At 72.0% G+C, this 13,134-nt stretch carries 14 protein-coding genes; 13 read left to right on the plus strand and 1 reads right to left on the minus strand.

The window, feature by feature from the left end; all coding sequences use genetic code 11:
* Positions 1-4 precede the first annotated feature (4 nt).
* The 6 genes from ybeY (at position 5) to CHB94_RS11940 (ending at position 4,791) form a co-directional block, all read left to right on the plus strand.
* Positions 5-508, plus strand: a complete 504-nt coding sequence (gene ybeY / locus CHB94_RS11915; RefSeq protein WP_089336783.1) for an rRNA maturation RNase YbeY — start codon at positions 5-7, stop codon at positions 506-508.
* The gene (locus tag CHB94_RS11920; RefSeq protein WP_089336784.1) at positions 505-1,863 is read left to right on the plus strand and encodes a hemolysin family protein; all 1,359 of its coding nucleotides are present in this window, start codon (positions 505-507) and stop codon (positions 1,861-1,863) included. Before ybeY ends, CHB94_RS11920 begins: the two co-directional genes overlap by 4 nt.
* 15 nt (positions 1,864-1,878) lie before the next feature.
* Positions 1,879-2,217 carry a cytidine deaminase-like protein gene (locus tag CHB94_RS11925; RefSeq protein ID WP_254920590.1) on the plus strand — a complete coding sequence of 113 codons (339 nt, stop codon included), beginning with the start codon at positions 1,879-1,881 and terminating at the stop codon, positions 2,215-2,217.
* A gap of 149 nt (positions 2,218-2,366) precedes the next feature.
* A complete protein-coding gene (gene era, locus CHB94_RS11930; RefSeq protein WP_089336785.1) occupies positions 2,367-3,284 on the plus strand; it encodes a GTPase Era in 918 nt (305 codons plus the stop codon).
* A complete protein-coding gene (gene recO, locus CHB94_RS11935; protein ID WP_089336786.1) occupies positions 3,284-4,030 on the plus strand; it encodes a DNA repair protein RecO in 747 nt (248 codons plus the stop codon). Before era ends, recO begins: the two co-directional genes overlap by 1 nt.
* Positions 4,027-4,791: an isoprenyl transferase gene (locus tag CHB94_RS11940; RefSeq protein WP_089336787.1), complete on the plus strand. Its 765-nt coding sequence runs from the start codon at positions 4,027-4,029 to the stop codon at positions 4,789-4,791. Before recO ends, CHB94_RS11940 begins: the two co-directional genes overlap by 4 nt.
* Before the next feature lie 85 nt (positions 4,792-4,876).
* On the opposite strand, the gene CHB94_RS11945 is transcribed toward CHB94_RS11940, so the two are convergent.
* Positions 4,877-5,302, minus strand: coding sequence for a Fur family transcriptional regulator (locus tag CHB94_RS11945; protein WP_089336788.1), 426 nt, complete (start codon positions 5,300-5,302; stop codon positions 4,877-4,879).
* 64 nt (positions 5,303-5,366) lie between these two features.
* Between CHB94_RS11945 and CHB94_RS11950 the strand changes: the two genes are divergently transcribed.
* The 7 genes from CHB94_RS11950 to CHB94_RS11980 all read left to right on the plus strand — a co-directional run bounded on the left by CHB94_RS11950 (position 5,367) and on the right by CHB94_RS11980 (position 13,119).
* Positions 5,367-5,672 carry an antibiotic biosynthesis monooxygenase family protein gene (locus tag CHB94_RS11950; RefSeq protein ID WP_089336789.1) on the plus strand — a complete coding sequence of 102 codons (306 nt, stop codon included), beginning with the start codon at positions 5,367-5,369 and terminating at the stop codon, positions 5,670-5,672.
* Between the two features lie 75 nt (positions 5,673-5,747).
* Entirely contained in the window at positions 5,748-6,182 is a 435-nt protein-coding gene (locus tag CHB94_RS11955) for a hypothetical protein (protein WP_089336790.1), read from the plus strand.
* Positions 6,183-6,288: 106 nt separating this feature from the next.
* Positions 6,289-7,710: a glycine--tRNA ligase gene (locus CHB94_RS11960; RefSeq protein WP_089336791.1), complete on the plus strand. Its 1,422-nt coding sequence runs from the start codon at positions 6,289-6,291 to the stop codon at positions 7,708-7,710.
* 136 nt (positions 7,711-7,846) lie between these two features.
* Positions 7,847-9,007, plus strand: a complete 1,161-nt coding sequence (dusB, locus tag CHB94_RS11965) for a tRNA dihydrouridine synthase DusB (protein WP_089336818.1) — start codon at positions 7,847-7,849, stop codon at positions 9,005-9,007.
* Entirely contained in the window at positions 9,004-9,447 is a 444-nt protein-coding gene (locus tag CHB94_RS11970; protein ID WP_089336792.1) for a hypothetical protein, read from the plus strand. Before dusB ends, CHB94_RS11970 begins: the two co-directional genes overlap by 4 nt.
* 166 nt (positions 9,448-9,613) lie before the next feature.
* Entirely contained in the window at positions 9,614-12,322 is a 2,709-nt protein-coding gene (gene ppdK / locus CHB94_RS11975; protein WP_089336793.1) for a pyruvate, phosphate dikinase, read from the plus strand.
* A 167-nt stretch (positions 12,323-12,489) separates the two neighbouring features.
* Entirely contained in the window at positions 12,490-13,119 is a 630-nt protein-coding gene (locus CHB94_RS11980) for a YdcF family protein (RefSeq protein ID WP_176445525.1), read from the plus strand.
* Positions 13,120-13,134: the final 15 nt, after the last annotated feature.

Raw genomic sequence — 13,134 nt, forward strand, 5'->3', positions numbered from 1 at the left:
CGGCGTGCCCGTCGAGGTGGCCAACGAGTCCGAGATCGCGGTCGACGAGGCCGAACTGGCCGGTGTCTGCCGGTTCGTGCTCGGGGAGATGCAGGTCAATCCGCTCGCCGAGCTGTCGGTGCTGTGCGTCGACGTCGAGTACATGAGCAGCCTGCACGAGCGCTGGATGGGGGAGAAGGGGCCGACCGACGTCCTGGCCTTCCCCATGGACGAGTTGGACACCGCCCGTCCCGACGACCCCGAGCCCGGCCCGGCGCTGCTCGGTGACGTCGTCCTGTGCCCGGCGGTGGCCGTCCGCCAGGCGCGGGCCGCCGGCCACTCGATGGACGACGAGCTGATCCTGCTCGCCACGCACGGCGTGCTGCACCTGCTCGGGTACGACCACATGGAGCCCGACGAGGAGAAGGAGATGTTCGGTCTCCAGCAGAAGCTCATCGAGGGCTGGCGTGCCGCGCCGAGGGAGCCGGTGACCGGGGCCGCGGCCCGCGGGGAGTCGGGCACCCGATGAACTCCGGGGCGATCACCTTGCTGGTGGTCGCGATCTGCCTCGTCGCGCTCGCCGGGCTGTTCGCGGCCATGGACGCGGCGCTGCAGCGGGTCTCCAAGGCGCGGGTCGAGGAGCTGCGCCGGGACGGGGTCCAGCGCGCCGGTGCGCTGGAGGAGGTGACCGTCGAGCGGGCGCGGCACGTGGCCCTCCTGCTGCTGTTGCGGGTCGTGTGCGAGATGGTCGCGGCGGTGCTGGTCACGGTCGTCCTCTACGACCTCTGGGGCGGCGGCTGGCAGACCTTCCTGACCGCCGCCGGGGTGATGACCGTGGTGAGCTACGTGCTCGTCGGCGTCGGCCCGCGCACGCTCGGCCGCCAGCACGCCTACGGGGTGGCGCTGGCCACCGCCGGCGTCGTCCGGCTGCTCGGGCGGGTGCTCGGCCCGGTGGCGACGCTGCTGATCCTGATCGGCAACATGATCACCCCCGGCCGCGGCTTCCGTGACGGCCCGTTCTCCTCCGAGGTGGAGCTCCGCGAACTGGTCGACATGGCCGAGGAGCGCGGCGTCGTGGAGTCCGGCGAGCGCAACATGATCCACTCGGTCTTCGAGCTGGGCGACACGATCGCCCGCGAGGTCATGGTTCCCCGGACCGACGTCGTCTGGATAGAGCGCACCAAGACCGTGCGGCAGGCCCTGGCCCTCGCCCTGCGCAGCGGGTTCAGTCGTATCCCGGTCATCGGCGAGAACGTCGACGACGTCGTCGGGGTCGTCTACCTCAAGGACCTGGTCCGCCGGTCGCAGGGCAACAACGACTCCCGTGGCGGCCCCAAGGTCGAGGAGCTGATGCGGCCGCCGACGTTCGTGCCGGAGTCCAAGCCCGTCGATGAGCTGCTGCGGGACATGCAGGCCGCCCGCATCCACATCGCGGTCGTGGTCGACGAGTACGGCGGTTTCGCCGGGCTGGTCACCATCGAGGACATCCTCGAGGAGATCGTCGGTGAGATCGCCGACGAGCACGACGCCTTCCAGCGGCCGCCGGTGGAGGAACTGCCCGACGGATCGGCGCGGGTCACCGCGCGGCTGTCGGTCGACGATCTCGCCGAGCTGTTCGACGTCGAACTGCCCGAGGACGACGACGTGGAGACCGTCGGGGGTCTGCTCGCCCGCGAGCTGGGGCGGGTGCCGATCGAGGGCGCCTCTGCCGAGGTCGGCGGGCTGCGGCTGGTCGCCGAGAGCACCGGGGGACGGCGCAACCGGATCGACACGCTGCTGGTCTGCCGCGTGGAGGAGGCGTCGGAGGACGAGGGCGAGGAGCTGCGCGCACCGTCGGGGCGGGGGGCCACCCGCTGGGAGGAGCCGGCCCCCGTGGAAGGCTGACGCTCCGTGCCCGCCATGGATGTGCCCGACCTGCAGCCCGAGGACGCCAAGCTCGTCATCCTCGCCCGTTCCGCCCGTGGCCGGACCGGCGCGCCGGAGGGTGCGGCCGTCCGCGACACCGACGGGCGCACCTACCTCGCCGCGACGGTGTCCCTGCCCTCGCTGAAGCTGTCGGCGCTGCAGGCTGCGGTCGCCGCCGCCGTCTCCAGCGGCGTGGAGGGCCTGGAGGCGGCCGCGATCGTCTCGGCAGCCGACGCCGTGGAGACCGACGGGCTGTCCGCCGTGCGCGACCTCACGCCGTCCGCGCCCGTGCACCTCGCCGGCCCCGACGGGGCGCTGCGCACCACCGTCTGAGCTCGCTCCTCGGCGCCTTGCGGCTGTTGTTCCAGCATTGCGGCCGCAGTAGCGCCGGCAATCCGGGAACGACGTCCGCAATGGGGCCATGCGGCACACCCGTCACCCGGACCTGAGGTCACGTCGGACCCCGGTGGGAGACTGGACCCGTGAGCAGCCCCGAGCAGACGCCGCACCGCAGCGGCTTCGCCGCCCTGGTCGGCCGCCCCAACGCCGGGAAGACCACGCTGACCAACGCGCTGGTCGGCGAGAAGGTCGGCATCGTCAGCAACCGCCCGCAGACCACGCGGCACGCCATCCGCGGGGTGGTGCACCGGCCGGGCGGGCAGATCGTCCTCGTCGACACCCCCGGCCTGCACAAGCCCAAGAGCCTGCTGGGCAAGCGGCTCAACGACGTCGTCCGCGACACCCTGTCCGACGTCGACGTCATCCTGTTCTGCGTCCCGGCCGACCAGCCCGTGGGCACCGGTGACGCGTTCATCGCCCGCCAGCTGCGCGAGGTGAAGGCGCCGGTCGTCGTCGTCGTCACCAAGACCGATGCCGCCTCGAAGAAGCAGGTCGCCGAGCAGCTGATGGCCGCCAGCCAGCTGGTCGAGGCCGCCGAGGTGGTGCCGGTCAGCGCGGTGAACGGTGACCAGGTGGAGCTGCTCGAGGACCTCCTGGTCGGGCTGCTGCCCGAGGGGCCGCCGCTGTACCCGGAGGAGCAGACCACCGACGAGGACACCGAGCGCCAGATCGCCGAGCTGATCCGCGAGGCGGCGCTGGAGAAGGTCCGCCAGGAGGTGCCGTACTCCCTCGCCGTCACCGTGGAGGAGATGAGCCGTCGTCCCGACCCGAAGCGCCCGGACGGCGAACTGGTCGAGGTGCACGCCCTGCTGCACGTCGAGCGGCCGAGCCAGAAGCCGATGCTGCTGGGCAGGGGCGGGTCGATCATCAAGCAGATCGGCACCGAGGCCCGGACAGGGATGGAGACCCTGCTCGGGGCACGGGTCCACCTGGAGCTGCACGTCACCGTGCTCGGGGAGTGGCAGGACGACCCGAAGAAGCTGAACCGGCTGGGCTACTGATGGCCCATACGCCGAAGGCGCTGTACCGGGACGAGGGGATCGTGCTGCGCACCCAGAAGCTGGGGGAGGCCGACCGGATCGTCACGGTGCTGACCCGCCGGCACGGCAAGGTGCGCGCGGTGGCCAAGGGGGTGCGGCGGACCAAGAGCAAGTTCGGCTCGCGGCTGGAGCCCTTCAGCCACGTCGACCTGCAGCTCTACACCGGCCGCAACCTCGACATCGTCAGCCAGGCGGAGTCCATCCGCTCCTACGGCAACGACGTCGTCGACGACTATCCGGCCTACACCGCCGGGACCGCCGTCCTGGAGACCGCCGACCGGCTCACCTCGGAGGAGAAGGAGCCCTCGCTCCGGCTGTTCCTGCTGGTCGTCGGGGCACTCCGGTCGCTGGCCGACCGCACCCATCCGGCCGGTCTGGTCCTGGACGCGTTCCTGCTGCGGGCGATGTCGGTCGCGGGGTGGGAGCCGGCGCTGACCGACTGCGCGCGCTGCGCCGAGCCCGGCCCGCACCGGCACTTCTCCATCCCGGCCGGAGGGATGGTCTGCCCCGCCTGCCGGCCCACCGGCTCGGCGATGCCGAACCCGGTGACCATCGAGCTGATGGACGCGCTGCTGACCGGTGACTGGGACCGGGCCGAGGCCTCGCAGGGCACCAACCGGCGGGAGGGCAGCGGCCTGGTCGCGGCCCTGCTGCAGTGGCACCTGGAGCGCGGCCTGCGTTCCCTCGCACTGGTGGACCGTTCGTGAACCGCGAGGTCAAGGCGCCCGATCCGCATCCCTCGGGCGCCCGCCCGCCGCAGATCCCGGCGGACAAGGTGCCGCGGCACGTCGCGATCGTCATGGACGGCAACGGCCGCTGGGCCAAGCAGCGCGACCTGCCCCGGACGGCGGGGCACGAGGCGGGGGAGTCCTCGCTGTTCGACTGCGTCGAGGGCGCCATCGAGCTGGGCATCACGGCGATCAGCGCCTACGCGTTCTCCACCGAGAACTGGCGGCGCAGCCCGGAGGAGGTCCGCTTCCTCATGGGCTTCAACCGCGACGTCATCCGCCGGCGGCGCGACGAGATGCACGAGCTCGGGGTGCGGGTGCGCTGGGCAGGCCGTCGTCCCCGGTTGTGGCGCAGCGTCATCAAGGAGCTCGAGGTCGCGGAGGAGCTGACCCGCGACAACGACGTCCTCACCCTCACCATGTGCGTGAACTACGGCGGGCGGGCCGAGATCGCCGACGCCGCCGCGGCCATCGGCCGCGAGGTGGCGGCCGGCCGGCTCAACCCCGACAAGATCGACGAGTCGACGATCGCCCGGTACCTCGACGAGCCGGACATGCCCGACGTCGACCTGTTCGTGCGCAGCTCGGGGGAGAACCGCACCAGCAACTTCCTGCTGTGGCAGTCGGCCTACGCCGAGTTCGTCTTCCTCGACACGCTCTGGCCGGACTTCGACCGGCGGCACCTGTGGGCCGCCTGCGAGGAGTACGCGTCCCGGCAGCGGCGGTTCGGCAGCGCCTGAGCCGCAGCCACGGTGCCGTCACCCGTTCACGCTGCTGGTCCACGTGCGGGAGGACCTGACGGTCCGCGACGTCCGCTGAGCCGGCTCAGGCGGACGTGCGCTCCGACGGTGCGTCCGCCTGGGGCGTTCCGGCGTTCCGGCATGCGGCGCAGGTGCCGAAGATCTCGAGCGTGTGGCTGACGTCGGCGAAGCCGTGATCGCCGGCGATCCGGTCGGCCCACTGCTCCACCGCCGGACCGGCCACCTCCACGGTCAGTCCGCAGCCACGGCAGACCAGGTGGTGGTGGTGCTGGGGGCTGCACCGCCGGTAGAGCGCCTCGCCCGTGTCCGTGCGGATGGAGTCGAGCTCGCCGTCGTCGGCGAGGGACTGCACCGCCCGGTAGACGGTGGACAAGCCGACCGGGTCGCCGCCCTCCCGCAGCCGGGCATGCACCTCCTGGGCGCTGTGGAAGCCGTCGAGGTCCTGGAAGACCGCTCGGACGGCGGCGCGCTGTCGGGTGGTGCGGGCCATGACGCCATGGTGACAGGCGGGCATGGCATCGTCTGCGGCCGCAGACCACGGACGGGAGAGCACGATGTTCGCAGTGACGCGGCTACGGGCGACAGGTGAGGACGGCGAGACCCTCGCCGCCGTGGTCGCCCCGCTGCTGGCGGCCATGGCGGCGCGCCCCGGCTTCCGGGACGGCGAACTGGGCCGGTCGGCGGACGACCCCCGGCTCTGGGCCCTGGTGACCCGCTGGGACGGCGTCGGCTCCTACCGCAGGGCGCTGTCGGCCGCCGAGGTGAAGAGCACCGGCGCCCCGGTCTGGGTGTACGCCCTCGACGAACCCGGGGTGTACCTGCCGGCCGATGAGCTGGGGAATCCGCGCGGCGAAGCGTGATCGAGCGCCCGTGGGCACGGTCCGGCTCGGGCCGAGCCGGTCACGAGCCCGGCCGACGACGACGGAGGAACCGCGATGACCGAGCCAGCGCCCGACGAGCCGGCCGGAAAGGCGCCGTCGGCGTCGGTCGACCCCACCCTCAAGGTGGCCCGGCCACCGGTTCCGGGTCGGGCGGTACGGGCGGACGTCGCGGCAGGGCGCCTCGCCGCGCCCCCCGTCCACCACGACGAACCGACCGTGACGCTCACCGGCCAGGCTCCGGCGGCGCCCCACCGCACCCTGGAGTTCGGCGTTCCCGCGCCGGTCGAGGTCACGGTCGCGCCGCGTCGGAAGCCCAGGCGCAGGTACCGCACCTGGCCGTGGATCGTCGCGGTAGTGCTGGCGCTGGTCGTCCTGGGCACCATACTGCTGGTCATGCTCCTGCGCGGGGGCACCATCGACGGCAACACCGACCTGATCGGCTCCGACCGCGACCCTGCGTCCGCGACGGCGCCACCCTTGGTTGCCTGACTCGCGACCCACCCGGTCCAGCCGGCAGGCCGCGCACCCGGGACGGCGGACCGGCCAACTACCGTGGGCGGGTCAACCGCCGACCGCCAGCCGGATGGAGCCCCCTGTGGCAGCGCCCGAGAACACCGCCGACTCGACCGCGAAGCGCGACCCGCAGCGCCTCGACAAGGTCGTCAACCTCTGCAAGCGACGGGGCTTCGTCTTCCCGTCCGGGGAGATCTACGGCGGCACCCGCTCCGCCTGGGACTACGGGCCCCTCGGGGTGGAGCTCAAGGAGAACATCAAGAAGCAGTGGTGGCGGACCGTCGTCCAGAGCCGGGACGACATCGTCGGCCTGGACTCGTCGGTGATCCTGCCGCGCCAGGTGTGGGTCGCCTCCGGCCACGTCGGCGTCTTCACCGACCCGTTGACGGAGTGCCAGAGCTGCCACAAGCGCTTCCGGGCCGACCACCTCGAGGAGGCCTTCGAGGAGAAGAAGGGCCGGCTGCCGGAGAACGGGCTGGCCGACATCAGCTGCCCGAACTGCGGCACCAAGGGCGCGTGGACCGAGCCGCGCGACTTCAACATGATGCTCAAGACCTACCTCGGGCCCGTCGAGGACGAGTCGGGGCTGCACTACCTGCGCCCGGAGACCGCCCAGGGCATCTTCGTCAACTTCGCCAACGTCATGGGAGCGGCGCGGAAGAAGCCGCCGTTCGGCATCGGGCAGATCGGCAAGTCCTTCCGCAACGAGATCACCCCCGGCAACTTCATCTTCCGGACCCGTGAGTTCGAGCAGATGGAGATGGAGTTCTTCGTCGAGCCCGGAACCGACGAGGAATGGCACCAGTACTGGATCGACCAGCGCACCAGCTGGTACACCGGCCTCGGCATCGACCGGGAGAATCTGCGGCACTTCGAGCACCCGAAGGAGAAGCTGTCGCACTACTCGAAGCGCACCGTCGACATCGAGTACCGCTTCGGCTTCCAGGGCTCGGAGTGGGGCGAGCTGGAGGGCATCGCCAACCGCACCGACTTCGACCTGTCCACGCACACCGAGCACTCGGGCACGGACCTCTCCTACTTCGACCAGGCCACGAACACCCGCTGGACGCCGTACGTCATCGAGCCGGCGGCCGGCCTCACCCGTTCGCTGATGGCCTTCCTCATCGAGGCCTACACCGAGGACGAGGCGCCCAACGCCAAGGGCGGCGTCGACACCCGCACGGTGCTCAGGCTCGACCCGCGCCTGGCCCCGGTGAAGGCCGCCGTCCTGCCGCTGTCGCGCAACGCCGACCTCTCGCCCAAGGCACGTGACCTCGCCGCGGTGCTGCGGAGGAACTGGAACGTCGATTTCGACGACGCGGGGGCCATCGGCCGCCGCTACCGTCGTCAGGACGAGGTCGGGACGCCGTTCTGCATCACCGTCGACTTCGACACCCTCGAGGACCAGGCGGTGACCATCCGCGAGCGGGACACCATGAGCCAGGAGCGGGTCGGGCTGGACGCGGTGGAGGCCTACCTCGCCGCCCGCCTCCCCGGCTGCTGAGACGGGTTCGCGCAGGGGCTTGGCCGACTGAGGAGTTGTGGTCGCCGACACGGCGGGACACGCCGGTGGCGACGACCACAACTCCTCACTCGGGCGGACGGCGTGGGCCCGGACCTCGCCGCCTACCCTGGGTGGCGTGACCAGCGCGCTCGAGCCGACGACGGCGCCGCTGCCGCCGCTCAAGCTCGGTGCCCTCGCGGTCGACCCCGCCGTGGTGCTCGCGCCGATGGCCGGCATCACCAACCCGGCCTTCCGCACGCTGTGCCGCGAGTTCGGGGCGGGGCTCTACGTCTGCGAGATGATCACCACGCGCGCGCTGGTCGAGCGCAACGAGAAGACCCTGCGGATGGTGCGGGCGACCGCCGACGAGAAGGACGCGTTCTCCGTCCAGCTCTACGGGGTCGACCCGGCCACCGTCGGTCGAGCGGTCGAGATGCTCGTCGACGAGGGCGTCGCCGGCACCCGTCCGGCGCACATCGACCTGAACTTCGGCTGCCCGGTGCCCAAGGTGACCCGCAAGGGCGGGGGATCGGCACTGCCCTGGCGGCGGGTGCTCTTCCGAGACATCGTGCGGTCGGCCGTCCGCGCTGCCAAGGACGTCCCGGTCACCGTCAAGACCCGTATCGGCATCGACGCCGACCACGTCACCTACCTCGACGCCGGCCGGACGGCGCAGGACGAGGGCGCCGCCGCGATCACCCTGCACGGGCGCACCGCCGACCAGCTCTACAGCGGCACCGCCGACTGGTCCTCCATCGCCCGCCTGGTCGAGGCCGTCGACATCCCCGTGCTCGGCAACGGCGACATCTGGGAGGCCGACGACGCCCTGCGCATGGTCGCCGAGACCGGCTGCGCGGGCGTCGTCATCGGGCGGGGCTGCCTCGGCCGGCCCTGGCTGTTCGGTGACCTCGCCGCCGCCTTCGGAGGGGCGCCGCGCCGCGCGCTCCCGACCATGGCCGAGGTCGCGGCGATCATGCATCGCCACGCCACCCTGCTGTCGGAGGAACAGGGCGAGCTGCACGGCTGCACCGACTTCCGCAAGCACGTCGCCTGGTACCTCAAGGGCTTCTCCGTGGGTTCCGACGTCCGCCGGGCGCTGGCGATGGTGAGCGGCCTCGACGAGCTGGCCGAGCTGCTGGCCGGCATCCCCGACCAGCCCTACCCGGCCGCCGTCCTCGGTGCCCCGCGTGGGCGGACCAGCACCCCGCGGCCGGTCGCCCTGCCCGAGGGCTGGCTGGCCGACCGCGACGACCCTCGGCCGCCGGCCGGGGCTGAGCTCGAGGTGAGTGGCGGATGAGCAGCACCCAGGGCCCCTATCTGTACGACGACGGCCCGGCTCCGCTGCACACCGGCACGCCGCGTCGCGCCAACGGCCTTCTCCTCTGGATCTTCGGGGGCACGGCCGCCTTCGCCGTCCTCATGGTGGTGCTGACCCTCGTCCTGAAGGGGACGGGCGAGGAGCAGGCCCAGGAGGTCACCGGCGTCTTCCTGGCCGCGCTCGCCCAGGACGACACGGAGACCGCCCACCAGCTCCTCTGCCAGGACGAGCGCATCCGGCTCTCACCCGAGGAGGTCGCCGGTGCCTACCTCGGCGAGGGTGCCGGAGACGTCGGCACCACTCGTGAGGTCGACGGCGAGCGGCGCGTCACCGTCGAGTGGTCGGACGGGGCGACCAGCGAGCTGGCCGTCATCGGCGAGGACGGTCCCCGGATCTGCGGGGTCACCCAGGCCCGGTAGACGCCGAATCGCGCCGCCCCGCCCCCTGCGTCAAGATCCTCCCAGTCGCCGGTCGGCATGGCACGACCATGCGCCGCAGTTGGCTGGGAGGGGAGACCGGACGCGTCCGGTGCGGCACCATCTCGGCTAAGCGGGGGACCGGCTCCCGAACGCGGAGGTGTCAACGGTGACCAGCGCTTCGTCCACCAAGTGGATCTACGACTTCAGCGAGGGCAACAAGGACCAGAAGGATCTGCTGGGCGGCAAGGGCGCCAACCTGGCGGAGATGACCAATCTGGGGCTGCCCGTCCCGCCCGGCTTCACCATCACCACCGACGCCTGCCGCTACTACCTGGAGCACGGCGACACCCCGCCCGAGCTCGACCAGCAGGTCATCGAGCACCTGACCGCGCTCGAGAAGGCCATGGGCAAGACGCTGGGCGACCCGGACGACCCGCTGCTGGTGTCCGTGCGCTCGGGCGCGGCGGCGTCCATGCCCGGGATGATGGAGACCGTTCTCAACGTCGGGCTCAACGACGAGTCGGTCCAGGGGCTGGCGCGGCAGTCGGGCAGCGAGCGGTTCGCCTGGGATTCCTACCGCCGGCTGATCCAGATGTTCGGCAAGACCGTGCTGGACATCGATGGCGAGCTGTTCGAGCACGCCCTCGACGAAGTCAAGCGCGAGCAGGGCACGGACCTCGACCTCGACCTGGACGCCGAGCACCTGAAGGACGTCGTCGCGCGGTTCAAGGCGATCGTGCGGGACGAGACCGGCCAGGACTTCCCGCAGGACCCGCGCGCGCAGATGGACATGGCGATCAACGCCGTCTTCGACTCGTGGAACTCCGACCGGGCGATCATCTACCGCCGCCGGGAGCGGATCCCGAGCGACGCCGGCACCGCGGTCAACGTCTGCTCGATGGTCTTCGGCAACCTCGGCTCCGACTCCGGGACCGGCGTCGCCTTCACCCGTGACCCCGGCAGTGGCGCGCAGGGCGTCTATGGCGACTACCTGCAGAACGCCCAGGGGGAGGACGTCGTCGCCGGCATCCGCAACACCGTGCCACTGGCCGACCTCGAGAACATCGACAAGCACGCCTACGACGAGCTGATGACGACGATGTCGCGTCTGGAGTCGCACTACCGCGACCTCTGCGACATCGAGTTCACCATCGAGCGCAACAAGCTGTGGATGCTCCAGACCCGCGTCGGCAAGCGCACCGCCGCGGCGGCCTTCGTCATCGCCACCCAGCTGGTCGACGAGGGCCTGATCGACATGGACGAGGCCGTGCGCCGGGTGACCGGGGACCAGCTGGCACAGCTCATGTTCCCGCGGTTCGTCTCGGGCGGGGACGCCAAGCAGCTCACCCAGGGCATGAACGCCTCCCCGGGCGCGGCCGTGGGCAAGGCGGTCTTCTCCTCCGAGGTCGCCGTCCAGTGGGCGGACCGCGGGGAGAAGGTCGTGCTGGTCCGCCGGGAGACCAACCCCGACGACCTCTCCGGCATGATCGCGGCCGAGGGCGTGCTCACCAGCCGCGGCGGCAAGACCTCGCACGCGGCCGTCGTCGCCCGTGGCATGGGCAAGACCTGCGTCTGCGGTGCCGAGGAGCTGCAGGTCGACACCAAGGCCAAGAAGTTCACCGCGCCCGACGGCACCGAGGTCAACGAGGGCGACGTCATCTCCATCGACGGGTCGACCGGCCGGGTCTGGCTCGGCGAGGTCCCGGTGGAGCCCTCGTCGGTGGTCCGCTACTTCGAGGGCGAGATCGATCCCGAGTCCGACGAGGCCGACGACCTGGTGCGCAGCGTGCACCGCATCCTGGCCCACGCCGACGAGCAGCGGCGCCTCGACGTCCGTACCAACGCCGACACTCCCGAGGACTCCGCCCGGGCCCGGCGCTTCGGCGCCCGGGGCATCGGCCTCTGCCGGACCGAGCACATGTTCCTGGGCGACCGCCGGCAGCTGGTGGAGAAGCTGATCCTGGCCGACGGCGACGAGGAGCGGCAGGCTGCCCTCGACGCCCTTGAGCCGCTGCAGAGGCAGGACTTCCTGGAGATCTTCGAGGCGATGGACGGGCTGCCGGTGACCGTGCGACTGCTCGACCCGCCGCTGCACGAGTTCCTGCCCGACCTCACCGAGCTGTCGGTCCGCGTCGCGCTCGCCGAGGAGCGCGGCGAGCCCGACGAGGGGAACCTGCGGCTGCTCGCAGCCGTGCGGGGCATGCACGAGTCGAATCCCATGCTGGGGCTGCGCGGCGTGCGGCTGGGCCTGGTCGTCCCGGGGCTGTTCGCGATGCAGGTGCGGGCGATCGCCGAGGCCGCCTGCGAGCGGCGCAGGGCCGGCGGCGACCCGCGGCCGGAGATCATGATCCCGCTGGTCGGGGCCGTGCAGGAGCTCGAGGCGATCCGCGAGGAGTCGGAGAAGGTGCTCCGCGAGGTGTGCGAGCGCGCCGACGTGGCGATCGACGCGCTGATCGGCACCATGATCGAGGTACCCCGGGCGGCGCTGACGGCGGGGGAGATAGCCGGGTCGGCGGAGTTCTTCTCCTTCGGCACCAACGACCTCACGCAGATGACCTGGGGCTTCTCCCGGGACGACGTCGAGGCGGCGTTCTTCCACCAGTACCTGGACAAGGGGATCTTCGGCGTCTCGCCGTTCGAGTCGCTGGACCGCGAGGGCGTGGGGACGCTCGTGGAGCTCGCCGTCGAGGCCGGCCGCGCGGCGCGTCCTGACCTCAAGCTGGGCATCTGCGGCGAGCACGGCGGCGACCCGGACTCTGTCCACTTCTTCCACGAGGTCGGGCTGGACTACGTGTCCTGCTCGCCGTTCCGGGTGCCGGTGGCCCGGCTGGAGGCCGGCCGCGCTGCGCTGGGTGGCGCTCGCGCCGGCTCGTGACAGGGGGCCCCAGAAGGACCCGTCCCCCTCGCCGCTCGTCCGCTCGCGCCGAGCCTCGGGACGGGGCCGTCGACCTCGCACGCTCGGGGCGGTGCCCTGGACGGGGCCGAACGCACCACTGCCCCCAGGGGTCTCGTCTCGTCAGCTGCGCGTGGTACCCATGACCCGTGGGGGTGCGCATCGGGAACCTGTTGAACCGGGTCGCCGGCGCCGCCGTCCTCGCGTTCGTCCTGCTGGTGGCCTCGACGGGACTGGCCATCTGGTGGAACGCCCGGCAGGACTCGCGGCCTGCCTCCGACGCGATCGTCGTGCTGGGCTCTGCCCAGTACAACGGCGTCCCGTCCTCGATCTTCGAGGCCCGGCTGGAGCACGCGATCACCCTGTACGAGGACGGCGTGGCCCCGGTGATCGTGACCGTGGGCGGTCGGGCGGCAGGCGACGCGTTCACCGAGGCGGAGGCCGGCCGCGAGTACCTGGCGAGCTCCGGGGTGCCGGCCGGCGCCCTGCTGGCCGTGCCCGAGGGCGTGGACACCCTGGAGAGCATGCGGGCGGTGTCCGCGGCCTTCGGTGAGCGCGGCTGGCACCACGCCGTCGTGGTCACCGACCCGTGGCACGCCCTGCGTGCCGAGCGGATGGCCGAGGACGCCGGCATCGAGGCGGAGAGCTCGCCGACCCGGCAGGGCCCGGCCGTGCAGACCCGCGGCACCCAGCTCCGCTACATCCTGCGGGAGACTGCTGCCTATCTGCTGTACCGCGCGACCGGCGAGAGCGTCGCCGGGGCACCCGGGATCGGCTGAGGAGGAGGATCACCC

The sequence above is a fragment of the Blastococcus mobilis genome, assembly GCF_900188025.1.
Classification (GTDB): domain Bacteria; phylum Actinomycetota; class Actinomycetes; order Mycobacteriales; family Geodermatophilaceae; genus Blastococcus_B; species Blastococcus_B mobilis.